The following is a 25,450-nucleotide window of genomic DNA, read 5'->3' on the forward strand; positions in this document are numbered from 1 at the left end:
ACTAGGGCTGGTTGAGCGCTGACGCTCAACTAGCACCACGGGTTTAAAAGCAATTTATGAACCGATTGAACAATTAATTCGTGGCCGCTTAGCTTTTGATCCAAATTCAACTCAATTACGTTCTGGCTATCGTTCAGCAGAAGAGTTCGTAGCGCTTTACCCATTCGTTCCGTATCAAGTTGAACTATTACAGAAAGTATTTAATAACCCGTGGTGCTAGATAAAATCAGACAAGCATAAAAATAGCCCTTGCATGAGGATCTCCTTAAAATGAAAGTGCGACCAAACATTTAAAAGGAGAATTCACATGCAAGAGCACTTTCATTTTACAACAGATCGAACCAAACTTCAAAAACAATATGCATCGATTTTGTGTTTTGTATCAGCTCAACTATCGAGTATCCAGATTCATCTTCAACGTCGAAATCTTCATTTGTTGAAACAGAAGGACGAGGTCATCATCGCCGTCCATGTCCTTGGAAAGTTGTTAGGCTTCACTTCCGAACGGGCTTGGCACCGGTTTGTGATCGGGAATTTGTTTTCCAAGGACTTGTTCCCTGAACGTTCTCGATATAACCGTCGCTGCCGAGTGCTTGGCTTTGCGATCAAGTGGATGCGGCACCAGCTGGCCAAGCGTGGACAACACCATGCGTATGCGGTCGTGGACAGTTTGCCGATCGAGCTGTGTCATTCATCCCGAATGTATCGCGCCAAACGGTTTCGTGGAATTGCGGATATTGGCTATTGTGCTTCGAAAAAGATCGCTTTCTATGGGTTGAAACTTCATCTGCAGGTACCGACCAAGGGCTTCCGATGGGATATGTCGTCACTGAAGCGTCTTGTCACGATCGGGTGGCCGCTGAAACCGTCATGACGCAAATTCCACATCCATATAACCTAGGTGACAAAGGGTACATCATCCAAAAACTGCAAAAGAAGCTGTACGAAGAGCATCGAGTCGCTTTTTGGACGCCCGTTCGAAAAAATCAGCGAATTCTCCAATCCGACGCATGGAAACAGTGGATGAAACGAAAACGCAAAGTGATTGAAACCGTGTTTTCGATTTTAGTCGATTCGTATCGGATCACCGAGATTCGAGCGAACTCGGTTTCTGGATTTGAAACGGCACTGGATGGTATTTTACTGGCTTACTCCCTTGTTGTTCTTGTGCTAGTTGAGTGTTAAAACTCAACTAGCACCACGGGTTTGTTTAGATATTTTTTTTGATTTGGTTTTGTTGATTATTTAGCACATAGTTCTATTTTTTTACAATTTCAACTTTTCATCAAAATTAGCTTGGCTGTTTCCTGTGTCTCTCCCCCGATTTGAAATTCAACATTTGGATACGTTTAAGTATGATGAACGAAATGTATATTTAAGTGCTATTTGTATTATTGACATTTTCTATCACGATTTCACCATTTGAATATTCCCTTACAATCCTTTTTCGATGATGTTTGTGTTGTGGGGGTTGGCACGATTTTTGCTCGTTCTCTTGTCATTTTCATGTATTGTGGTAATTGTGACAGGAGCTATTACGGGACGAGAATAGACAGGAAATGCTGATAAAAAAGAAGGAGCTTTTTAATCAGCTCCTCTATACATCACTCCCCTCTGTATCTATCTGCTTTTGTACCTCCTCCAAAATGCCATCCATTAGCTTCTAGAAAATCAATAAACTTATCCAAAAATTCATCATGTTGGCAGTACGCGTCTGTTTCGAACTCTACTCCATTCTTTTCAAAGTAAATCTCATCAAATATATCCGACATGTCTGGAGTCAAAAAATAATGAGTTGCTGAACTTTTTTCTAACTGTTGAAAGCTCCCATATCTAAGATAGAATCCAGCTATTTCAAGCTCATCTGTACTCAAAAATCGTTCATGTAGACGTTGTCTTGAACTTAAATATTCAATAAACTTTTCTGGAGATAATTTTTTGTATATAAATGCGTCTATTAGAGTAGAGAAATCATAGAGGTTACAAGCCCAAGGAAAGGGTTCATCCTCTGGCTTTTCTAACAATAATGACAAATTAGTACCAACTATCCCTGTATCTTCAGCTGTGAGACAAATAATAAAAACGTTTTTTATATCTTCTTTATAAATGGTTTTTATTACTTCCCCCTTTTGATTATACAAATTTGTTGAGTCATTTGATAACAGTAGTTTTTTTAAGTTTAACCCTTGTTCAAAAGCCTTCTGTATTCCCCCATCACTTCTAAAATCTCTTTTTATTCTAACGTATGCTTTATCAGGATCCCTAAAAGGCTCCTTGAATTTTGATGCTTTGACTTCAACTATTAAAATAGTATCTTTATATATAACTAAAACATCATGTTCGTTTTGCGATTTATCATTCTCAAAGACCGAAGTAAAATACTCTGCCTGATTCCCAAAAAGCCCTCTAATTATTTCAACTGTTTGATTCTCAGTCTCAATATCTCTTCTCTTATACCAGCTATTTTTATATTGACTCGATTCCATCACGCTATAAAGAAAATCATAAATCGCGTTGAGTAATAATTTTGGTTCCAAACACATTAGATAATTTGGTGATTTCCTCCATAACGGCGCAATCTCAAAAGGATTTTTTTCTGTATAGTATCGAAAATCTCTTTGTTCCCTCTTTATTGAAAAGATCTCAATAAGTCTATTGGATTTTTCTTCTCCAAATCTCTGTTTCATATCATCTATAGAGATGTGAAATAACAACGAGACATTCTCTACGAGTTGTAGGGCTAGATTAGTTGCCTTTGTTTTTTTAATTTTTTGCATTGTTTCTTCAAATCCTAGCCCTTCTTTTGATGCAGTTTCAAAAAAATTTATTATTTCTTTTTGATATTGATCGTTGAGTACTTTAGTATTCTCAAATGGCTTTTTAAAGGATTCCTTCACAAAAGAATACCATTCCAGAATATCTTGTACAGAAACTCCCACTTCTTGTTCTACTTGTTCGTTAAAAGGCAAAAACCACTTTTCTATTCTTAGCAATTGTTGCTCTTCATACGATAGTGAAACTGTATTAAAGTAATGAAGAAAAACAGGCATAGTTACTTCCCTGCTTTTCTTCCACTGTTCACTTAGCCCCTGTTTCATTTCTTCTTCATCTGGAAAAAATAGAAGTGAATAAGTGTTTGCTATCTCCTCTAATAAAGTTGTTAATTCGTTATAGCGTTTTTCGTTAAATTCGATTTTAGTTTGAGGTTCAGGTGTCGATAATAATAATCCACCTAAGTAAAGTAATTGCTTTATTGGGGAACTTAATCCAGTTAGCTCAAATAAATTACCTGTTTTTCCAGCAAACAGCATTGCTCCTATATATCCTAATACGTCTTCAGTATCAAGTTGTTTTACTCTTTCTATTAATTCATTAATTTTTTCCTCTAATCTTTTGTAGACGTCCATTTAAATCCTCCATTCTATATTAATTTTATCAATCTCATAATTGAGCATATTCTAGATGATAGATTGTTAAAATATCAATGTTTAATGTACCTTCATATCTTGATAGCATTGTAAAACTAGAGTAAAAACTCGAATTTATGCACAAGGATACAGCATAACACATGCAGTAAATATCGATGAACCCTATACCATACCATCCCGTCACTCTTTTACTCATTAAATATCTGTTCCAGATCACAGCGAAGCCCAAACAGCCATAGGCCAAATCTCATTTTTCAAAAAGACAGGAAGAACCCGGCCATAGGCCTCTTTTCGTTTCCCGCTATGCAGCGGTTGATGGGGGAGATGAATAAGATTCCTGCTTGTTTGGCTGTTTGTCGAACCTTTTCGCTGTCATACGCGGCATCCCCTAACACAAACTCAATCTCCCATTGCCCTAAAGAAGCGAGCAATGCTGGTGCCACTGCCGCATCATTGCGATTCGCTGTAGTCAACACATGAGATAAAATGATTCCCTCGGCAGTGGTGCAGAGATGGAGTTTATATCCTTTAAACCAGTGGTATCGGGTGGACACTCCCCACTTTGCCTGTGAATCGTAAAGACTGCTTCGAAGGGCCGTGCTGTCGATCAGCACGATTTTGGGATACCGTACTTCTAGATCTTTGAGCAGCTGTGCATGGAAGACGGGAAATCCCTGTTCCCTAAACCACTTCGCCGCGCGGGAAAATGTAGACAGATGAGGAACTTCACTAAGCCCGCAAGCCCGTTGGAAACAGCGAAAACGCTGCAGTATACGTACTAACTTTCGCAAGGAATCAATAGCAAAATAAGTTTTCAAAAAGAAACATTTCAACAATGATTTTTTCGACACTGGCGGCCTTCCTGTCACATACGGTGTTTCCGGCAACGACAGCGAGTCGATATATCGAAATAATGCTTCTAAAATTGGATCGATTTCATAAGACCATGCATGTTCACTGTTCAAATTGGAAATCATGATAGTGTCCACCCCTTGGTAGTTGGTTTTGGTCACTGTATATGATTTCCAAGGTGGTGGATTTTTTATGTGCATTTATGCATTCGTTATGCGTTTTGCAACACGTTCTATTAATGAATAAGGTAGCAAGCAGCCATCGATTCATCAATATTTCTAGTAATAACGCTGCTTATTGAATAAAAAAAGATGACCCTAAAGGCGCACTTCCCCTAGTTTGGAGAGTATGCCTTTTATTTATCAAAACTGAAAGGAAGAGCAAACTTATGGATCTAGTCGCTGTTCGTGTTTTCGACGCTCTCGTGAGTCGTTGCCAATAGAAGGCACCGTCCTTTGTCTACTTTTGTTGGGGTTCGCTTTATAGACAATTTTAACGAAGAGTTAACATAATTTTATTATAGTTATCGAAAACGTTTAATTTAGGGAGAACGACATAGAAGTAAATTCTACGCCGTAATTTATTTTTCAATTGTGCGAGACAAGTATTTAATCAAGGCCATGATTCGATCAATCCAGTATAATGCCTCAGCTTCAGATAAATCCGTATTGATAGCAGAACCATGTCGTACATCAGGGTGTTGTTGGTGTATGCGATCCCAAATACTGGTAGCATCAGAAATAATTTTTCTTGGTAAATCATACTCGTCTCTTAATTTCTTAACCGCTTCCTTGATATCATTTTCACCGGAAAGGTATTCTAAATACGATTCCATTGCTGATGCACAATCCCTTAGAGCATCTTTTCGTGCTCTAGAGTTTTCTGTTTTTGATAATTGTTCCTTAGCTTGGTTAAGATGCTCGATCACATTGATATAGTCCTCATTAACACATTCTAAGGCTTCCTCTATTGATTCCGAACGATTTTGCATATTTTCATCAACTACTGACCACCAAGCACCGTCATATAGTTTAAAATCAAGCTCATAACCAATATCATGATCTAAGAGTAATTCATTAAGTTCTTTCAAATCTATATCAATAGAGTTTGCAATTTCAGCTATACAGTCCATAAATTTGTGAAATTTATTTTTGCTATGTAACTCATATAAATAATCTTCTAAATCCCTCAACAAATAATCCCATCCCCAGTTTTGAGTGGGCTTTGTTGGGATATATTTAGCGACAATATTGCAAGCCAATTTGAGAAGTTGAACCGCATTGTCCCGATTATGTACAGTAGCTACAATAAGCCCTTGAAAAGCATCTAAGAATTCCCGTGGTATTTCACTCATGAAATACTTTTTACTTTCATAATTTTGGTAGTCTGGATGAAGTTGATTAAATTGCATGTACATCTTTCCTCCTACATATTCATATCCATGATCCCGTTATAGTAATCAGAAATTCTTATTCTGTATATTCTTCTAAAATATTTTTAAGTGCTGTGGTCTGTTGCTTGTAAATTTTGATAGCTTCAGTTTCAGTTATTTTATTTTTGTTTAATTTTTCTTCTACAGTAGTCATTTGATTTAGTATGTTTCTTAACGGGATTAAGTCAGAGCTTCTTATTTTTTTTCCTCTAATAAAAGCATTTATTTCTTTCAACATTTTTCTTTGACTCTTTGAATTATCTATTATTTGTTCTGAATAAACAATCATAGTTAGACCTGTTGAAATTAAAAATCCAGATATAACAGTATAAATAGATAGGAATAATGTTTGATCTTTAGATTGAGGAAAAGTATGAAAAGTGAAAATTGCCATTAGAATTCCAGTTAAAAAAAGAGCATAGTGATTAGATAGAATTAATGTATGAAGAAAAGAACTTTCCTTTATTTTTTTATAGACTTTTCTAACCCAATGGAATCTCTTGAATATGTAAATAATAGAAGGAATAATTATCATCAAACCGAAATATACAAACACAAAGGATAGACCAAAATTTATAATTAAATCCCCGAATTTCATTTATCGAATCCTCCCTAAATACACAATTTGTCACTGATTTATTTTGACATAATTTTATATAGGAAATCCCTATCTATAATAAAAGCCTAAAAATCAAAAACGCTCCGAAAAAGGAACTCCTTTGACTTTTAACTAAATACAGTAGCTAAGTTATTTTATTGTCTATTTTTGAGAACATGATAATATGAAGTATTCGAAATAAAACTTCTTTAGGTCTAAAAACGTCATTTAGCTCTACAAATTCAATAAGATCCTTCCACAAATAATTTCCTCGATTCTTCTCAATAATTCTAGAACGCTATTCTTTAGCTCCCTAAGAGGAATTAATACCATGAACTTTTTAAGAAGAGAGTAATTTAGTTACCTCATCCCAATTATCATAAAATCGACTACAGTCATAATGATCCTCACGATCATCAATCCAACGACCATGAATTAAGTTGATGTAAAAGTGATAGTTTCCATTAGAGTCTTTAGTTTTGTGCTGGATCCATTCTTTAATGTTGTTCTGATTCATTACAAGAACATGTAATTTCGAATCGAAGTCTTTTACTACAAAAAAATATAGTGCGTATTTATTCAATAGGTCTTCATGAATAGTAATCCAGCCCGAAGGATAGCCCTCCTTCTCCCGAAAAGATTTGCTAGTGCGAATAAGAATTCTATCAATAGTATTATTTCCATCAGAGATAGTAAGTCTACCTGTTTTACGGCTTCCATTTGTAAATCGTAGGTTTGGATTACACAAAAGCAATTGTTTTTTAATGTGTTCACGTACTTCATTAATCGTAACTTTCTCATTCTCTTGACTATTTTCAAAATGTTTGTTTTGAACCTGTTTTTTTATGCTAGCCACCTCTTGTTTGAGTGTTTTGATTTCGTTTTGTAATGCGCCTATCAAGGATAAAACTTTTAACTCAAACTCACTATGCATATTTTAACCTCCATAACCAAAATCTAACATTAGTATTTGTAAAAATCAATAATGATTTTTTGTAAAAATCATTATTGATTCTGCACACCATCTATCAGGTTATATAGAATTGGCAAATCATCCTGCGTTGGTGTCCGCAGAGATATTCTTTTTCCTATCAGCAACAACTTTTGTAACATATATCCACCCTCTATCTTACAGAATTCAACAATCCATGCTATTATCCCTTTTCTAAAAGGCTTTATATTATGTTAATGGTTGATTTTCGATCAAATGAAAAAGCCACCTTATGATGATAAGGTAGCTTTTTTGTACATATCTCATTTAACTATCGCACCATTCGTTCAATAACCCTTCGTTACTTTCTTTAACCCCCGAGTATATATAATGGTTCTTACCAAAAATAAATACTTCTTTTTCCTTAGTAAAACCAATCTTCTCTGCCACACGAATGAATGGAACATTTTTTTGGATCAATAATACTTATCAGCTTATTTAACCCCAATTTATCAAACACATATTCCTTGCAAAAACAGGATTTTAATCGCCTTTTATGCACCGATTAGATTAAGTGTTTGACTACATTCTTAGAATCCCCTATGGCATGTTTTGTTATCTTTCAACTGGACAGATGAGAATGCATGTGCTATTATTTTAGTAATCTTATCCAATTTTATTTTTTGGCTACAATTATCATTCTTTTATACGAATTATCAAAGTTTATACGCGATTATTAAGTCAACATACCGACTTATCATTTTTTTATCCTTCACTTTATATTATGTCAACTAAAATTTTAAAAAATAAATAAGCAGCTTTTGATTACCACTACTCTTTCTTTATCTGATAAAATTCTTCGCTAAATTGTTTGTCATGTTTCAACCATCTATAATAAGTTCCTAATGTAATTCCAACTGTTTCACATGATTGATGAACGCAATAAGTTTTTCGATATTCATCGATAAAAGCTTTTTTTCTTGCTGCAACGGCTTATTTTGTCTTTTTAAATTTCGCATTTTGCAATTTTCTGCATCCGTATTTTTATCTGGAAACGCTTCAAATTTGCGTTTTAAATATAATCCTTTATCAATCGTTTTTCCGCCGCTCATATAATAGGACGAATATGTTTTTCGTTTTTGGTTAAGTACACGTCAAATCCTCGCGCTTTTAAATAATGTTCTAATACCGTCATGAAATCGAAAGAGCCGCCAACAAAACTGACTAAATAGCCACGAGAATAAATATTTCTATCACCGTCAAAAGGCCTCTTATAATAAATACACTTCTGGAACGTACGGAAATTTATCCAACATAAAGTTTTCTCTTATTATATTATCTCATAGTTTGTACTACAAATGACCTCATTTACTACTAAAACCCTTCCCACAAACCGAAGAAAAAAGCAATAATCAGAAATGCATATACCCCTATTACTATACTTACAATACTTATTGTAATTGTCTTCCATCGTCCTTTTTCACTTATTAAGGCTGTTATTAGCGAAAGTCCTACACCGATTATTAAAATGCCAGTACCAATATCTCCTCTAATCTTACCATATCCGAAGGCTAATACAGTAAAAGTCAAGATTAGTAAAGCAAAAGATACTTTCCCTAAATGTTTTCTCAATTAAAAATCCCCCTAGAATTTGGTTTAAATATTATTAACCATTTCTTCCCTTTACTATATATTTCAATTTCACCTCTTTTCAGAATTTTATTCAAAATTTAGTTGTCGTTTAGTTCAGGCGGATTATTTTACTTCTTCAATCCCTTTATCTTCATTTACAAATATAACAGATATCCCAGTTCTTTCTTTTGCAAGACGGGGTAAACGTTCCCATAGATTACGATATTGTTGCATATCAGGTAGAGCTATGCTATATTTTGCATTCGGATCACTCATCCTTTGAAGCGTCTCCCCTAAAATAGCTAAAAAGTAGTTTACTCTCATAGCACTCCGTGTGCCACAACCCTTAACTTCAATTATCCATCTTTCTTTACCTTTAAATGCATCAATATCAATACCTTGACTCTTTCCCCATGCAACCTGTGTATTCCAACCATTAGAAATAAGGTAATTATTTAATATTTCTTTAATTTCATCTTCAGACAATCCGTCATTTTTAGATTTAGAGGATTTATATTCTTTTTGCTTAGGTTCAAATGTAAAATCATCTAAGTAGTTCCTAATTAGCCCATCTTGTCCTTTGATACGTTTAATCATTCCTTTTGATTCCATATTCCTGCACGTTACATTAACACTTTGCTGTGGTTCTCCTTTCCCCTTTATCTTGTCAGTGATTTCCCTGTCGGTTAAACCATTCTCAATTTTTAATAGCTCAATAATCTTGTCTTTTAAAGTTGATATTTTCTCCACCCCCTCTTAAATTTGTTTAGCTTCTTTTACCTTTATTTTACTTGGTAAAATAGCCACCCTCAAATATAAGTTTTTCTTCTTTAGAGTGGTTTAAATGAAAGTAAGTAATTTAATCATATACTAGTATGAGGAGTTGCTTAATTTTGTATGATCGCTTTTACACTTCTAACTGATGGTGTTGCAAAACTAGAGTAAAAACTCGAAGTTATGCATAAGGATGCAGCATAACACATGCAGTAAATAACGATGAAATCCATACCATCGCGGTTGTTCCCCGTCACTTTTTCACTCATTAAATACCCGTTCATCCCGCAGCGAAGCCCAAACAGCCATTGCCAAACCTCGTTTTCAGAAAGACAGGGAGAACACGTCCATAGGCATCTTTTCGTTCCTCGCTATTGCGGCAGTTGATGGGGGAAATCAATAGGATTCCTGCTCGTTCGACTGTTTGCTGAACCTTTTCGCTGTCATAAGCGGCATCGCCCAATACCAATTCGATATCCCACTGTTGTAAAGAAACAAGCAATTCTGGTGCCACTGCCGCATCATTCCGATTCGCTGTGGTCCACACATGAGATAAAGCGATTCCCTCGGCAGCGGTGCAGAGATGAAATTTATATCCTTTAAACCAGTGATATCGGGTGAACACCCTCCACTTTGCCTGTGAATCGTAAAGACTGCTTCGAAGGGCCGTACTGTCGATCAGCACAAATTGGAATACCGTATTTCTAAATTTTTGAGCAGCTGTGCATGAAAGACGGGAAATCCTTGTTCCCAGAACCACTTTGCCGTGCGGGAGAACGTAGAAAGATGAGGAACTTCACTAAGCCCACAAGCCCGCTGAAAACAGCGAAAACACTGCACGATGTGCACTAATTTTCACAAGGAATCAATAGCAAAATAGGTTTTCAAAAAGAAACATTTTAACAATGATTTTTTCGACACTGGCAGCCTTCCTGTCACATACGGTGTTTCTGGCAACGATAGAGAGTCAATATATCGAAATAACGATACTAAAAGTGGATCAATTTCATAAGACCATGTATGTTCATTGTTTAAATTGGAAATCATGATAGTGTCCACCCCTTGGTAGTTGGTTTTGGTCACTGTATATGATTTCCAAGGTGGTGGATTTTTTATGTGCATCTATGCATCCATTATGTCTTTTGCAACACGTTCCTATATTGAAAAAGGACAGCCTTATTTGGACTGTCCTTTTCGCTTTTGCCGCAGTAAAGTCACGGCTTGTAGTTAATACCTATGCCAAACCAAATCATTCCCATACAAGAAACGATTAGGATGAAGTGAAGGATGCCGCCTAAATAGGAGTAGAATCGATCTTCTTTTAAGAGGCCAAGCAAGCATATGAGCAATCCGAACAATGAAATCCAAATGTAACTGATATCAAAAACAGGGATCTCCGCTATCATTTGTACATTTAACAAAATAAGCAAAAATATAGCCACCAATGTATTTAGCATATTGATTCTTACCATTCTCATTTTCGACTATTCCCCCCTTTGCTACGGCAAATGGATCTGACCTAATCGAATCACGTTGACTTCCTTCATCTTTTCTAGAGACAAAACATCTTTGGCGGTTCCCGTCATAGCGATTCCATAAATCTTCAATTCTTTATGCTTTTTCACCCATTTTAGTCGCTCGGCCATCTTTAAGTCTTTGTATTCTGTTAGTTGTGTTGCCCATTTTTCGTTTTTGCTCAATAGCTCGAGCCCTTTGACTACTTCTTTGTAATCAGTAAACGAGCGATTGAATACAGAATCTACATGCACTTTTTTGTATGGAAAGCCAATTGCCGGTGTTTGGATGAAATCTAAATCATTCCTCATCTGTTCCTCTACACCTGTGTCCAACGCAAGCCATGTCATATTATATCCTTTGAATTTTTCATTTATTTCTTTTAAGGAATAGGACCGATCCAAGGAAATATAGATTTCAACCGGCCAATCGCTCGGGAGAGATTTAATTTTTGTTCGTTCGTCAGGTAAAAAGTATTTGTCTTTCGGATGAATAAAGTTGATTCCAATGTGATGAATCGAATACCCAATCGCTCGATAATTCGATTCTTTAGCAAACACATCATTGAAAAATAGTTTGTAAGTGTCCTTGCCTATATAACTTTTTTTATCACCCATCAATTTATATTTGTCGGTCGTGACAGTCATGGTAAAGGGCTTGATCTCAACATCCACCGTATCGTAATCTACATACACATTTGGCGCTGTCATTTCACTCACCGTTCGAATGGTTTCAATAAATTCGTTCCCTCTGTTATGATCTCGCCCCCAGCCGTAATAAACAAAAGTAAACATAGTCAATAAGGGAACAATCGTGAGTATAAACGATACAACAAGCAGCGTATTTCGAAAAAAGAATTTTTGTTGAGCCTTTTTCATCATTTTTGCGAGATCGGCTTCCTTCATCCCTTCATCATGAAGGGTTTCATGGAGAAATTCATTGTATACGTCAAAACTTTCTAGAAGTTCCTCTATTTTCTGTTCTTCCTCTTTGCTTAGTGTGCCGTTTTGATATTTCTGCAATAATGGTTTTAACTCGTCTTTTCTCATCCCTTCACCTCATTGCGTAATCGTTTTTCTAATTCCCGCCTGCCCCGAAACACAAGGCTTTTTAAATAAGGGAGTTTTACGTTTAACAGCTCCGCCGCTTCTTTGTAGCTGAATCCTTTTAAATCAACGAGCATAATGGCTTTTTGTTGCAGTTCTTTCATGTTGGACAAATGTTTATAAATCAACTCCAGCTCATATTTTTGCAAAAACGCGTTTTCCGTTTCTAATAATGGATCTAGCTTTAACGACGCAAAGAAATCATCCACTTGTACAAGCTGCATCTTTTTTGCTTTTCTGCAGTGGTCGATGAAGGTATTATAAGCGATCCGGTAAAGCCATGACTTTATTTGTACTATGTTGCTTATGCCGCTTACATGTAAATAAACCTTATAAAATGTTTCCTGCAGGAGATCCTCTGCCAAATGATAATCATTGGTTAATCTGTACAGATAGCGAAAAAGGGATTTGGAATACAAGCGCATAAGTATATCCAATTCAAATTTATTGGCAATGGTTTCCACCCTCCTTCCGCTATAAAAGACGCATAAAAAACAAAAATGTTTCTGTTTTTCCAAATTTTTTTATGAAACATATGCATTAATTAGAAAGATCATCGAACATCATTTTGAAACAGCATCCATACATACTTTAATTACTTCTATATAAAGCGGTGATCATATCTTTGCTATCCATATATGTAAAGGATTAGGTGAATCTTGTCACAAATTATTCTTAAATTTTCCAAAGAAAATGCACAAATTGTGATTAATGTTAATAGACGTGGATGTATAAACAAAATGCAGGGGTGATTGGATGAACATGACGCATTACATGGAACTGTTAGCGGTGAATCAACCTTGGAATTTGATTTTATTTATGGCTATTCCCGTTGCTCTTGCGGAGACCATTGCAATAACGGAGCTGGCAATTCTTTTTACTCGTCGTTTCGATGGAATGATCCGTAAAGTCAACAAAATATGCAGCATCATTGTTGGTGTCTACTTTTTAGGAATTTTTATTTACTTATTTGTCAATGCCGTCATTCCATTTACATTGAATGGGGAATGGCGCGGATGGATTGATATCATTGCAGTGGGATTTTATTTAGTGGGGGTCATTCCGTTATTGGGATTAAGTCTAATCGATTTAGGCATAATCGGTCGGAAATGGAGCGAGGAGCAAAAGTTGAAATATCATTCCGCTTTCGTTGGTATATTTTTAGTAGTAGCTCATATTGCTATGATTTTTGGAATGCTCGATCCATCGATCGGCGGCGACCATGCTCATCATATGCATATGTGAAAATAAAGGAGGGTGTCCAAAAGCAATCACTTTTGGGACACCCTCCTCACATTTCTAATTCAGCTTATTGCAGAAACGATTCCCGATCGTGTAAGAAATAAAACGTCAATCAAGGCATATTTAAATTCACATTTTGTTTAATTAGCTTCTTACTTCTTAGAAAAGCCTGTGATTGTAAAACAAGTAATAAACGCAACTGTTGTAACTATTATGCCGAATACTAAACCAATAATCCCCCCTATACAAGTATCTTCGCTTGGATAAGAAGATTTCATCGTTACTAACTGATAAGCTAACACAAAAGTCAAAAAAACATAAAAACTACTCCCTAAAAACCCCATCTTTAAACGATTGCTTTTCGTACCTTGCCATGCATTATTAATTAATACCCATGAAAAGATGCTTCCGACTACAGCCAAAAACATGACAATCAAATGAACGAACGGAATTGAAAAATATAACAATAAGTAAAGTACAAGACCGGTAGAAAAAAACAGAACAGCATTAATTGCAAACAAGAATATTCCACCTAACCAATGATTTTGAAACCACTTAGCACTTTTCAGCTTATGAACCACTTTATAATCGTCACCAATCATTCCTGTTATTGGTTTTTTTAGGAATATAACAACTAATACCCCAAGAATACCGATAAATAAGATTAAGGTAAAGGACATGATATTCCCGCCCCCAATACAAAATTCTCTTTATCATCTTTATACATTGTACAACAAATTTATGGATATCTGGTATTAATTTCTATATAATAATAGTAAACACCTTTCCTCGAACGCTTCTACCGCTTATTCAACCTTCCTGTTCTTTAGTTAAACAATGAAGAGAACATTGTTCCCCTGCCAAACAGTTTATATATTTTTATAAACCTCTGGGTAAAGCTACTTTCAACTGTCTCCGTAATTGCTTATTTTCATCTTCTAACTTTTTGATTTTTCGTTTCTGCGATTCAATAAGTGCGTCTTTGTTGTCCTCATTCATTTTACGCCTTTATTGTTTCGCTGTAGGGGCTTAACGTAAGGTTTCAATACGCTTACGCAGTTCGGGATGGTTATACAGTGTTGCTTTCGCTACACATAAAGCTTATATACAAAAATGGGCGAACAAGCTATTACCTATATCCGCAATTAACCGGTTGGTAATAGCTTGTCTTTTTTATTTCGTATCTCCCATTAATATCAAACAATACTTTGTGCAAATTTGCTTAATAACTCTTTTCTCCATAAATTTTGCACATTTATTTTCTATGATGATATTAGCATTTCAATCACATGTTTGTTTATGGAGGGAAATACATGAAGAAATTATTGGTTGGAACTATTTTAGCGGGAGTTGTTGCTATTGGTGCAGCCTGCTCAAATAGTACTTCGCACAGTTCCATGCAGGGGCACGATATGTCAAACATGAATATAGAGAAGGAAAACACTACCAAGTACTCCAGTAAGCAACTGCCTTTAGCAACGAAGACAAAAGTTTTATCCGGTAAAGAGTTTTATCTAACCGCTAAAGAAGCATTACTACAAATAAATGATAAAGTAAAACTTCCGGTCTACACGTACAATGGATCTGTGCCCGGGCCGCAAATTCGTGTGAAACAAGGCGATCGAGTAATAATTCATTTTAAAAATGATTTGCCAGAACCGACGACGATCCATTGGCACGGCTACCCTGTTCCGAATAGCCAAGATGGAGTTCCGGGTGTCACGATGAACGCGATTAAACCGGGTGAAACCTTTACGTATGAATTTACTGCAACCGTACCGGGAACATATTGGTATCACTCCCATCAAGAAAGTGCGAAACAAGTGGACAAGGGGCTATACGGTACATTAATCGTAGAGCCTAAGAATGAGGAAAAAGTAGATCGAGACTACACACTTGTGTTAGATGAATGGATGAGCAATCCAGATGAAGGAAATATGCATATGAGTGGAATGGATCATAGCAATATGGGACACGGAAATAGCTCGAATAACCAACATATGGATATGAGCAGCATGGGCCATGATATGAGTATGTATGATATTTTCACGATTAACGGGAAAAGCGGTTCCGCTGTCAAACCTTTAAAAGTGAAGAAAGGCGAAAAGGTGCGACTTCGCCTTGTAAACGCAGGATACATGTCCCACAAACTTCACCTGCATGGTCATGAGTTTAAAATTGTCGCAACTGACGGGCAGCCGTTAAAAGATCCGCAACCAATCAAAGATGAACTTTTAAATATTGCTCCGGGTGAACGTTATGATATTGAATTTATCACGAATAACCCGGGTGAATGGTTATTAGAATGTCATGGTGATATGGAAGGTACCGATGGCATGAAAGTGAAAATTCAATACGAAAGCCAGACAAACAATACGGATAAAGAAAATGCAAAAAAAGACCTCCCTATCGTTGATATGACAAAATACGGAAAACATGAATTAGGTCCATTTACGTTAGACCAAAAATATGATGTAGAGTACACCATGGATTTAGGAACAGCGATGGGCAAAGATGGCATGATCTTCACGATTAATGGGAAAACTTATCCTGAAACAGCACCTGTAAATGTGAAGAAAGGAGATCTAGTAAAAGTAAAATTAGTAAACAATTCACCGAAAGATTTACATCCTATGCATTTACACGGACACTTCTTCCAAGTATTAAGTAAAAATGGCAAACCAATTACAGGTTCTCCATTGATTAAGGATACCTTGAATTTAAAACCGGGTGAAGAATATGTAGTCGCATTTAAAGCTGACAATCCGGGAAATTGGATGTTCCATTGCCATGACTTGCACCATGCTTCAGCCGGAATGGTTACAGAAGTAAAATATAAAGATTACAAATCTGACTATACACCCAACCCGAATGACACAACAAATAAACCTGAATAACAATGATAAATCCCCTCCAAGTAAAACTTGGAGGGGATTTTATGTTACTTCACATCGTAACCTTGCTCTTCAATCGCTTCTTTGAGTTTTTCTAAACTTACCTTTGTTTCATCATAATCTACATCCACAGTACCTTCTTGCAGATGTACTTCTACATTTTGTACTCCGTCTAGCTCTTTAAGAGCATTCGTCACTGCCATTTTGCAATGGCCGCAAGTCATTCCTTTTACACGTAATGTAATGGTCATCATCGATTCCTCCTTATTCTTTATATTTTCACGCGTTTCAAACGAAGCGCGTTTGTCACCACAGATACGGAACTGAACGCCATTGCCGCTCCGGCAACCCAAGGCTCCAATAATCCAGCGGCAGCTACAGGAATGCCAATGGTATTATAGAACAAAGCCCAGAACAGGTTTTGCCGAATGTTTTTCATTGTTTTGCGGCTTAACTCAATCGCTTTCGGGATATGGGCTAAATCTCCGCCGACCAAGGTAACATCGGCCGTTTCGATGGCGACATCCGCTCCTGTGCCAATTGCCATACCAATATCCGCTTTCGCAAGAGCTGGAGCGTCATTAATTCCATCACCGACCATTGCCACTTGTTTCCCCTGTTTTTGCAGCTCCTCGACGATTTTCGCTTTGTCTTCCGGAAGCACCTCTGCATAAACATGATCGATGTGTACTTGGTTTGCGATCGCTTCCGCTGTCCGTTTGTTGTCTCCCGTTACCATGTACACTTCGATACCCATTTGTTTTAATGTTTGAATGGCTTCTTTTGAGCTCTCTTTTACAGTATCAGCGACAGCAATGATGCCGGCAAGCTGACCATCGATGGCAACTAGCATGGCAGTTTTCCCTTGTTTTTCAAGTTCTATCATTTTATCTTCATGCATGGCAATCTCTACAGAGCGTTCCTTCATGAGTTTTCGCGTTCCAACAAGGACGTTTTTGCCATCAATGACAGCTTCAATTCCGTGACCAGTAATGGCGGAGAAGTACTCCAGTGGCTTAACCAAAATTGCTTGTTTCTTCCCATATTCCACAATCGCATGAGCCAGCGGATGTTCCGAAGCGTTCTCGGCTGAAACGGCATAATCGAGCATGTCTTCCCGGAACTTAAGCACATCTGTTACTTCTGGTTTTCCTTTTGTAACTGTTCCTGTTTTATCCAGTAACACGGCATTGATTTTATGCGTTCCCTCTAGGTACTCACCTCCTTTAAAGAGGATCCCCTTTTCTGCGCCTTTGCCTGTACCGACCATAATGGATGTCGGTGTTGCAAGGCCAAGCGCACAAGGACACGCAATAACAAGAACCGCGATGGCCACCTCAAGCGCCTTTGGCAAGTCGCCCGGCGCCACAAAGAAGTACCATATAATGAATGCAACGACAGCAATTCCTACAACAATTGGTACGAAAATACCCGAAATAACATCAGCCATACGCTGAATAGGCGCTTTCGAGCCTTGCGCCTCTTCTACGATTTTAATGATATTGGCAAGTGCTGTATCTTTCCCAACCTTTTCTGCCCGAATGGTTAGTACACCATTTTTATTAATGGTTGCTCCGATGACAGAGTCGCCTTCCTTCTTATCAACAGGAATGGATTCACCAGTAATCATCGATTCGTCTACGGAAGATACTCCGGCGATGACGGTACCGTCTACCGGGATTTTTTCTCCCGGCTTGACGAGAATGGTATCACCTATCACCACTTTTTCAAGTGGAACTCTTATTTCTTCCCCATTACGGATGACAGTAGCTTCTTTTGCCTGCAGGCTCAACAGTTTAGAGATGGCTTCCGTTGTTCGCCCTTTCGCCAACGATTCAAAGTATTTTCCGACAAGGACAAGCGTAATCAGCACGGCACTTGTTTCAAAATACAATCTTGGCATATATTCAGGATTTCCTAATGTTTTGAAAGCCTCGTACAAGCTGTAAAAGTAAGCTGCCGATGTTCCAAGCGACACTAGTACATCCATGTTGGCACTCTTGTTTCGTAATGCCCGGTATGCCCCTACATAGAAAGGGCCGCCAATGTAGAACTGAACGGGTGTAGCCAAAAGAAGCTGGAACCACGGATTCATCAAAATGTTCGGCATCGGTAAGCCTATATCAAATGGCATATGAGCAATCATCGTATAAAGCAAAGGCAGTGATAAGATGATGGAAATGGCAAGTTGCCGTTGTTTTTGTTTAAGCAACTTTTCTCTCCGGCCTGCATGATCTTGTTCTTCGTTTCGGATCTGCCCTTTGTACCCAAGCTTTTTGATTTTCTCTAAAATGTCTTCTACAGATACAATGCCTTCATTGTATTCTACAACGGCACTGTTTGTCGCCAAGTTTACAGCAACATTTGTAACACCTTCCATACGATTTAACCCTTTTTCAATCCGTGCCGCACACGCTGCACATGTCATCCCTTCAATATCTAGCGTCACCTTTTCAGTTGCAACGCCATACCCTAAATTCTCAATTTTCGTTTGGATATCGGCTATGCTTTGTTTCGATGGATCGTATTTAATCGTTGCTTTTTCCATCGCCAAATTGACATTCGCCTCTACCCCATCCATTTTGTTCAACACTTTCTCAATACGATTGGAACAAGCGGCACATGTCATGCCGGTTACCTTCAGTGTCACGGTTCTTTGTTCACTCATCCATCTTTCCCTTCCTTACTTTGAGAATTGCTTAATAACATCCATCAATTCCCGAATGGATTCTTCTCCGCTTCCTTCTCGGATCGCCTTGGCAACACAATGATTGACATGACGTTCCAGCAAGTTCAACCCAACTTTGTTTAACGCGGCTTGAATCGCGGAAATTTGCACTAAAATATCAATACAGTACCGATTGTCCTCGACCATCTTTTGCACCCCGCGTACTTGCCCTTCAATACGCTTCAATCGCTTGACGATGCTTTCAATCTCTTCTTCGGTTCGCGGAACCATTTTGGCATTTATATCGTTGTTTTCATATTGATTTTGATTCACTGGTATCACCTCAATGATCATCTTTTAAATACATTATACCGGTAACGGGTATAAAATACAATTGATATGATTGGCGGTAAAAAATATATTTCTTTAAAGGATATCGTTAAAATACCCTTCTTTTTTCCCATATTTTAATAACGATTTTAAACTAAAGAAAAGAAAAATACATGAAATATAAGAAACCAAGTTGAATGAGGATAAGAGGTTATTATGTTCAAAAAAGCTACAAACGAAAGAAGCTGTTGACAATACTCTTATCAACAACTTCCTTCATCTATATAAAATTGAAATAGGGGGAGACAATTGTAAATCACATTTCTGATGCTTGATATAATGAAAGAGGCTAGATTTTACTATAGCTTTTTGGATAGCTGTTCAAATTCATCTAAAGTGATCTCTCCTTTGGCTAATCGTATTTTTAATATTTCCATCGGAGATAACTCTTCTTTACGGTCATTGATAAAACGATGTAAGAGATAAAAACCAATGGCGATTAATACAATCCAGAATAACATCATCCCGATCATCATAGCCGAACCTCCAAACATCGTATGAAAAATTCCCATTTCACTTTCCCCTTTTCTAACTTTAAAACCAATAAGTAATAGTGTCTAATATGCCAAGTAAAATCATCACGATTCCAGCTGCTTTCTGAACGAACCTTCCTGCTTGTTTTCCTTTTTTCATTAATGTGCCGTGAAATCCTAAGTACCAAAGGATGAGGATGAAGAAAATAACAGGTACAGAGGTTCCGACGGCAAAGACACTCGGTAATAACACTCCATAAGACGTTGAGTATACCAGAGGCATTAGAGTAACAAAAAATAGGACAAACATGGTTGGGCAAAAAGCTAATGAAAAGCCAAAACCCATTAAAAAGGAGCCTATTTTTCCTTTCTTTAAAAATCTCTCAGAGATTTTGAACAAGGTTACGTTCCAATACATTTTAAAAAGCCCTAACAAGTATAAACCTACAAGAATGAGAATGGGACCGATCAGCTTTCTTAACCACGGAAAATACAATGTTAGTGCACTTTGAATCTCTTTCCCCATCAGCCAAACGATGAAACCTAAACCGGAAAAAGCAATGATTTTACCCAAAATAAATAGGAGCAACTCTTTCCACGCAATCCCTTTTTGCAAGGACTGATTACTGTACAATGTGATCGCTCCCAAGTTGCCAGTGAGCTGACATGGAGCCATCGCTCCTACAATGCCAAGAACAAAAGCTGACAAAATGGGAATAGCTGTCGTGCTATTTGCAATATTGAGAAACGGTTGGCTTAGAAGGTTGCTTATTTGGCTCAAGAACGAATACACCCTTCTTCTCACCTTCTTCTCTATCTGATGTCTATATTGTAGCAATAAATTTTGCAGAAATTATGGAGTGGTATATTTTTAAGTAAGCAAAAAGACATGCCCTCGCATGTCTTTTATTAAAAAATTTTCCCTTTCGATGCTAGTCTTGTCCAGCTTTCACCGTTATTTTTTGTGATGAAAATATCCCCGTTCATGGTGGCGATCACAATTTCCTTCTCATCTGTCGGATTAGAGGCTATATACATGATATGGTCTTTTTCATCGAGTTTAGGAACAGAAAGAACTTCCTCCTGCTTTGAATCTAATGATTGTTTTATAAGTACAGGCTTATTGTTCTCTACAGCCGCAAATAAAATGGATTTTTCTTGGAACACAAAAGTCGTCGTATTGATCTTTCGAGTAAACCGTTCAAACGTATTTCCATTATCTTTTGAAACGAAAATTCCTTCAGGCGTACTAATTCCGACCATATTTTCGTCCGTTGGGTGAGCAGCAATCGTTCCTGCAGCAGTTTGTGGTAGACCGTTTAATTGACTTGGCGACCACGTTTTGCCGTCGTCTTTACTATAAAATAATCCTTGTCCTAGCTTTTTGTTTTCTTCTTGATTAACGACATAAATCGTATGGCTTTTATAGCCAACTGTCATATAATGAAAATCAGATTCTTTATAAAATCCTAGATTCATCAACGTTTGTCCATTATCAAAACTTTTTACAAGACCAAGAGGATTTCCTAAAGATGAACCTTCTTCTGGATGCCCCGATGAATAAAATCCATCATCTGTGGCAGAAAAGCCCATATAATCATGTTTATTGGAAGTCGTTTCATACCACTTATTATTTTGGTAAACAAGTAAACCTTCGTGTGTAGCAAAGTAAATCGCATTTTGGTTGCCTGCATAACCGATTCCATGTAAATGTTCGAACTTTCCTTCTTTCTTTTCTTTAAAGAAAGGATTATTTGTAACAGATACGTTCGATTTTGCTTGTTCTCTGCTATTGATAAAGGTCTGCTCTTTTTCATTTGATGATGAACAAGCGCTTAGAAGAAGAATAGCCGATGTAATCATCATAGCTTTCGTCATTTTTTTCATTGCTGATACTCCTTTTTGTGTATTGAGTAAACATAGTATATTTTATAGCAGAAAAATTTGCAGAATTTATGGAGTTTGTTTCTTTGGATATGATATTTTATTGCTCTTTTATAAATCCCTTTCAATTTTGTTCGTTTGAGCCTTTTTTCGATTGATTTTCTTCCAAGTAAAAAGGAATAAAAAAACAGACAAAAATGTTAATATTACTTTCCCTTGCCATGTCCAATTCATCAATTGATAAACCGAATAGGCTTCTAAAACTAATGCCGGTATTTTCCCTATTGAGCTAGCAATCATAAAGATCAGTAAGGACGTTCTTCCGATCGCCGCAACAAAGGTCACTACTCCTGAAGGAACAAAAGGAAGAAGTCGCAATGATAGAATAAGAAAAAAGGCTTCTAAGCCTTTTGCTTCAAGCAAACGTCTGACTTTTGGGTGGGAAAATAACTTAGATTCAGAAAACTTCTTGAATCCTTTACGATATAAAATAAAGGAGATAATTGCTCCGATTGCTTCCCCTGCAAAAGATAAAAAGGTACCTTTCCAAAACCCGAACACGGCCAAATTGGCAGCCGTTAGAAAAACGCTTGGTACAATTCCTAAAATACTGATTATAATATTTATAGCGATACTAATGAGATAAGAAACATTTTCATATGTGTTGAGTAGTGTAATGATTTGCTCTTTCATCCTCTTCTTACCTTATTCCTCCCATTTATATCCTACGCCCCAAACGGTTTGCAGAAATTGATCGATCGGAAAACCAGCTTGTCTTAGCTTTTCTCTAACATTTTTGATATGAGAGTCTATTGTACGCTCTTCTGTATTTGCGTTATAGCCCCATAAGGACACGATGATTTGTTCTCTGCTAAACACTCTGTTTGGATGTTTCAAAAACAGCCCTAATATGGCAAACTCTTTAGGTGTTAGACAAATAGGGTGGTTTTTATATTGAACTTTATGCTGGTCTTCATCCCACACTAATCCTTGAAATTCTATTTTCGAGCGCTTTCCTACGGAGCGGCGCAGCACTGCCTCTATGCGGGCAAGAAGCTCGGCTTCGTCAAACGGTTTTGTGATGTAATCATCCGCCCCAATATTGAGTCCTTTGACGATATCTAACGTTTGATCTCTTGCGGTCACCATGATAATAGGGACATCGGAAAATTCTCTAATTTCTTTGCAAGTTTCCCAACCATCCATCTCTGGCATCATAATATCCAGCAAAACTAAATCCACTTTGTTATTCTCTAAGTACTGTATCGCTGCTAAACCGGACTCACACTTTACACAATGATACCCTTTAGGCGAAAGATAAAGATCAAGCAAATCTAACATTCGTTTTTCATCGTCAACCAGTAAAATTGTGTACATGCTCATTCCTCCGGCAATGTCATGATCATGTTCGTTCCTTTTCCATATTCACTTGCGGCGTAAATCGATCCTCCGTGCGCTTCCACAATTTCCTTGGCGATGGCCAGCCCCAGTCCTGTTCCACCGCTGGTTCTTGATCTTGATTTATCCACTCGGTAAAACCGTTCAAAAATATGCGGCAAATCCTCTTCAGGGATCCCTCTGCCTTCGTCTGAAACAATAATCACAATGTTGTTTTTCTCCGCTCTTGCATCAATAGACACGGTAGAACCTTGATCGGAATATTTTAAAGCATTGTCTAACAAATTTATCATCACTTGCTCAAAACGTTTTTGGTCTATATGAACAGTTATGTTTTTATCACATTGGTATACCAAAGACATTTTTTTAGCCTGAAACGCAGGATGCATTTTGTCATGCAATTTTTTGAAGAAAGAACATAAGTTTGTAGGTTCCTTATGGATTTGAAAGGAATGTTGATCCATCTTCGCTAATTCAAAAAGATCCTTCACCAACTTTTGCATATGCTCTGCTTCTTCGTAGATAATGGACAAATATCGATTTCTCTCCTCTTCCTCCATGTTTGGTCTCCTAGCTATATCCGCATACCCTTTTACATAAGTGAGTGGGGTGCGAAGTTCATGAGAAATACTGGCGAGAAATTCGTTTCTTTCTTTTTTTAAGTATTCTAAATCCCTCGCCAATGTTTGAATGACTTTCCCTAATTCTGCCAATTCGTCCTCCCCTTTTATTTGCAGACGAACAGAAAAATCACCTTTACTCAATTTTTCGGTCGCCTCTTTCATACGAATGAGAGGGATGGTAATAACTCTTGATAAGAAAGCAATCGTAATAATCGTTAAGAATACCGAAAGAATTCCAACCATAAGAAAATGATGTTTTAGCTTATAAATCATGTTTTGAATGGAATCCGTATTTTGAAACATATAGACATACCCTTTTACCTTGCCGTCAATCCGAATCGGGCTTACTGTTGAAATATGCGACTCTTTCTGCCAATTTTTTTGCACAATCATTCCACTATGGGGAATGTTTTTATTTGCTTTTTTTATGATTCTTTTAGCAAATGGTAAAATATGATCTGAAAAATACAATATCTTCTCCTTGTCATTGGTAATAACGACGTCCGTCTCCGCTTCAGACTCCATCATGGTGACATGTTCTAACGTAGAAAGGTTATAACTTTTTTCTAACACATCGCGATGATTATTTCCTCTTGCTAACAGTTGCTCAAATTCCTCATTAATTCTAGAATTAACCAAAGTAACATATAATGACGCAAATAAAATCGTCTCTATTCCTAATACGAATACAAAAAATAATAGTCCTAATTTAAACGAAATTTTTCTCATTTTTGTCCCTTCCTTAACAGCTTACTCCCCTCCATATAATAACAAACAAATGTAGAGAAAATGTGCAGAAAAAACGGAGATCCCTTAAAGTCGTTTCCGAATAGAAAATGATGAACACGGAGTAGCTACAAGTCCCGATCATAAAATATGTTTTCGTGACTAATTGATAATTGATAAAGAACAAAACAAAGTGTAAATTATCATTTTATTTCAGCATAAAACGCCCATTTTTTTGCACATTCTTTCAGAAAGCCCTCTCCCCTTTTCTGAAGGAATGTGCTAATTTTTTTGTGAATTGTTTCGGACGAAGATTTCCATTCGTTTCAAGGAGAGGGGGAAGGAAGTGTGATCCAGTTTCACGACTTTGGCATTGACATTCAAANNGCGTTGACGGCAGAGGGGGAGTATCGCCTTTGGATCGCACGATATCGCTGTCAAGAATGCCGTAAAACCGTGAGTGTGCTGCCTTCTTTTCTCCTCCCGTATGTTCAATATACACGATCGGTTATTTGGCAAGCGGTCAAAACGTGGCTCGAAACGCCAAGGCGAGGAGCGAAGACCAAACAGGTTGGTTTTCCTACCAAGGAGGTCATCTTGTTTTATGTCCGACGATTTTTACGGAATCTCTCCCGCTTGCATCACGCGGCGGTGAGAAGGTGGGGGATCATCGGCCCTGTGGGGAACGCAAGAACAGAACGGGCGGTTTGGTGGATGCAGACCTTGGAGGGACGGGGGGTGGGCTCGATCATCCAAGACCTGTGGACAAACGAGAGGTGGCATCCGTTTGCGGATCAAATTGCTTCCTGATTTTCTACTTAACACCAAAAATGGATATGATTGATGTTCCCACAAACCCTTCCTCTCGACGAATCTCGAGCCGT

General features: G+C 37.4%; 21 protein-coding genes and 5 pseudogenes. 4 read left to right on the forward strand and 22 right to left on the reverse strand.

Going from position 1 to position 25,450, the window contains the following annotated elements:
• The first annotated feature begins 307 nt into the window (after nt 1–307).
• A pseudogene (locus ETR37_RS07690) lies at nt 308–1,185 on the forward strand (IS982 family transposase).
• Nucleotides 1,186–1,604: 419 nt separating this feature from the next.
• Here ETR37_RS07690 and ETR37_RS07695 read toward each other — a convergent pair.
• The 11 genes and pseudogenes from ETR37_RS07695 to ETR37_RS07760 form a co-directional block, all read right to left on the reverse strand.
• Nucleotides 1,605–3,407: a hypothetical protein gene (locus tag ETR37_RS07695; protein WP_129447115.1), complete on the reverse strand. Its 1,803-nt coding sequence runs from the start codon at nt 3,405–3,407 to the stop codon at nt 1,605–1,607.
• A 116-nt stretch (nt 3,408–3,523) separates the two neighbouring features.
• Nucleotides 3,524–4,405, reverse strand: a pseudogene (locus ETR37_RS07700) (transposase).
• A 455-nt stretch (nt 4,406–4,860) separates the two neighbouring features.
• On the reverse strand, nt 4,861–5,691 hold the full coding sequence (locus ETR37_RS07705; protein WP_129447116.1) for a hypothetical protein: 831 nt from the start codon (nt 5,689–5,691) through the stop codon (nt 4,861–4,863).
• 58 nt (nt 5,692–5,749) lie between these two features.
• Nucleotides 5,750–6,310, reverse strand: a complete 561-nt coding sequence (locus tag ETR37_RS07710; RefSeq protein WP_129447117.1) for a hypothetical protein — start codon at nt 6,308–6,310, stop codon at nt 5,750–5,752.
• Nucleotides 6,311–6,650: 340 nt separating this feature from the next.
• The gene (locus ETR37_RS07715; RefSeq protein WP_129447118.1) at nt 6,651–7,244 is read right to left on the reverse strand and encodes a hypothetical protein; all 594 of its coding nucleotides are present in this window, start codon (nt 7,242–7,244) and stop codon (nt 6,651–6,653) included.
• Between the two features lie 324 nt (nt 7,245–7,568).
• A pseudogene (locus ETR37_RS19785) lies at nt 7,569–7,773 on the reverse strand (GNAT family N-acetyltransferase); the annotation flags it as partial.
• A gap of 842 nt (nt 7,774–8,615) precedes the next feature.
• Nucleotides 8,616–8,873 (reverse strand): hypothetical protein, encoded by a 258-nt coding sequence (locus tag ETR37_RS07735; protein WP_129447119.1) that lies wholly within the window; start codon nt 8,871–8,873, stop codon nt 8,616–8,618.
• A 123-nt stretch (nt 8,874–8,996) separates the two neighbouring features.
• Nucleotides 8,997–9,623 (reverse strand): hypothetical protein, encoded by a 627-nt coding sequence (locus ETR37_RS07740; RefSeq protein ID WP_003250507.1) that lies wholly within the window; start codon nt 9,621–9,623, stop codon nt 8,997–8,999.
• A 186-nt stretch (nt 9,624–9,809) separates the two neighbouring features.
• Nucleotides 9,810–10,694, reverse strand: a pseudogene (locus ETR37_RS20100) (transposase).
• 452 nt (nt 10,695–11,146) lie between these two features.
• Nucleotides 11,147–12,211 carry an anti-sigma factor gene (locus tag ETR37_RS07755; RefSeq protein WP_129447121.1) on the reverse strand — a complete coding sequence of 355 codons (1,065 nt, stop codon included), beginning with the start codon at nt 12,209–12,211 and terminating at the stop codon, nt 11,147–11,149.
• Nucleotides 12,208–12,732, reverse strand: a complete 525-nt coding sequence (locus tag ETR37_RS07760; RefSeq protein WP_240673886.1) for a sigma-70 family RNA polymerase sigma factor — start codon at nt 12,730–12,732, stop codon at nt 12,208–12,210. The genes ETR37_RS07755 and ETR37_RS07760 overlap by 4 nt, the downstream gene beginning before the upstream one ends.
• 292 nt (nt 12,733–13,024) lie before the next feature.
• Between ETR37_RS07760 and ETR37_RS07765 the strand changes: the two genes are divergently transcribed.
• Nucleotides 13,025–13,513 carry a DUF6803 family protein gene (locus ETR37_RS07765; RefSeq protein ID WP_129447122.1) on the forward strand — a complete coding sequence of 163 codons (489 nt, stop codon included), beginning with the start codon at nt 13,025–13,027 and terminating at the stop codon, nt 13,511–13,513.
• A 149-nt stretch (nt 13,514–13,662) separates the two neighbouring features.
• Here ETR37_RS07765 and ETR37_RS07770 read toward each other — a convergent pair whose 3' ends face one another.
• Both ETR37_RS07770 and ETR37_RS19795 read right to left on the reverse strand, forming a co-directional pair.
• Nucleotides 13,663–14,190 (reverse strand): hypothetical protein, encoded by a 528-nt coding sequence (locus ETR37_RS07770; protein ID WP_129447123.1) that lies wholly within the window; start codon nt 14,188–14,190, stop codon nt 13,663–13,665.
• A 189-nt stretch (nt 14,191–14,379) separates the two neighbouring features.
• Nucleotides 14,380–14,602: pseudogene (locus ETR37_RS19795) on the reverse strand (DUF6262 family protein); the annotation flags it as partial.
• Nucleotides 14,603–14,823: 221 nt separating this feature from the next.
• Here ETR37_RS19795 and ETR37_RS07780 point away from each other — a divergent pair.
• A complete protein-coding gene (locus ETR37_RS07780) occupies nt 14,824–16,407 on the forward strand; it encodes a multicopper oxidase family protein (RefSeq protein WP_043904759.1) in 1,584 nt (527 codons plus the stop codon).
• 44 nt (nt 16,408–16,451) lie between these two features.
• Here ETR37_RS07780 and copZ read toward each other — a convergent pair whose 3' ends face one another.
• The 9 genes from copZ to ETR37_RS07825 form a co-directional block, all read right to left on the reverse strand.
• The gene (copZ, locus tag ETR37_RS07785; RefSeq protein WP_129447124.1) at nt 16,452–16,655 is read right to left on the reverse strand and encodes a copper chaperone CopZ; all 204 of its coding nucleotides are present in this window, start codon (nt 16,653–16,655) and stop codon (nt 16,452–16,454) included.
• Between the two features lie 20 nt (nt 16,656–16,675).
• On the reverse strand, nt 16,676–19,072 hold the full coding sequence (locus ETR37_RS07790; RefSeq protein WP_129447125.1) for a heavy metal translocating P-type ATPase: 2,397 nt from the start codon (nt 19,070–19,072) through the stop codon (nt 16,676–16,678).
• 15 nt (nt 19,073–19,087) lie between these two features.
• The gene (locus ETR37_RS07795; protein WP_043904762.1) at nt 19,088–19,426 is read right to left on the reverse strand and encodes a metal-sensing transcriptional repressor; all 339 of its coding nucleotides are present in this window, start codon (nt 19,424–19,426) and stop codon (nt 19,088–19,090) included.
• A 335-nt stretch (nt 19,427–19,761) separates the two neighbouring features.
• The gene (locus ETR37_RS07800) at nt 19,762–19,974 is read right to left on the reverse strand and encodes an SHOCT domain-containing protein (protein ID WP_090951637.1); all 213 of its coding nucleotides are present in this window, start codon (nt 19,972–19,974) and stop codon (nt 19,762–19,764) included.
• A gap of 22 nt (nt 19,975–19,996) precedes the next feature.
• Nucleotides 19,997–20,728 (reverse strand): urease accessory protein UreH domain-containing protein, encoded by a 732-nt coding sequence (locus ETR37_RS07805; protein WP_129447126.1) that lies wholly within the window; start codon nt 20,726–20,728, stop codon nt 19,997–19,999.
• A 116-nt stretch (nt 20,729–20,844) separates the two neighbouring features.
• Nucleotides 20,845–21,822, reverse strand: coding sequence for a F510_1955 family glycosylhydrolase (locus ETR37_RS07810; protein WP_129447127.1), 978 nt, complete (start codon nt 21,820–21,822; stop codon nt 20,845–20,847).
• A 108-nt stretch (nt 21,823–21,930) separates the two neighbouring features.
• Complete coding sequence (locus ETR37_RS07815) at nt 21,931–22,512, reverse strand: TVP38/TMEM64 family protein (protein WP_129447128.1); 582 nt, start codon at nt 22,510–22,512, stop codon at nt 21,931–21,933.
• A 12-nt stretch (nt 22,513–22,524) separates the two neighbouring features.
• Complete coding sequence (locus ETR37_RS07820) at nt 22,525–23,196, reverse strand: response regulator transcription factor (protein WP_129447129.1); 672 nt, start codon at nt 23,194–23,196, stop codon at nt 22,525–22,527.
• Nucleotides 23,197–23,198: 2 nt separating this feature from the next.
• Entirely contained in the window at nt 23,199–24,569 is a 1,371-nt protein-coding gene (locus ETR37_RS07825; RefSeq protein WP_129447130.1) for a sensor histidine kinase, read from the reverse strand.
• A gap of 345 nt (nt 24,570–24,914) precedes the next feature.
• Between ETR37_RS07825 and ETR37_RS19800 the strand changes: the two genes are divergently transcribed.
• Nucleotides 24,915–25,376: a DUF6431 domain-containing protein gene (locus ETR37_RS19800; protein ID WP_483299677.1), complete on the forward strand. Its 462-nt coding sequence runs from the start codon at nt 24,915–24,917 to the stop codon at nt 25,374–25,376.
• Nucleotides 25,377–25,450 lie beyond the last annotated feature (74 nt).

The organism is Geobacillus sp. PK12, assembly GCF_004123125.1.
Lineage (GTDB): Bacteria > Bacillota > Bacilli > Bacillales > Anoxybacillaceae > Geobacillus > Geobacillus zalihae.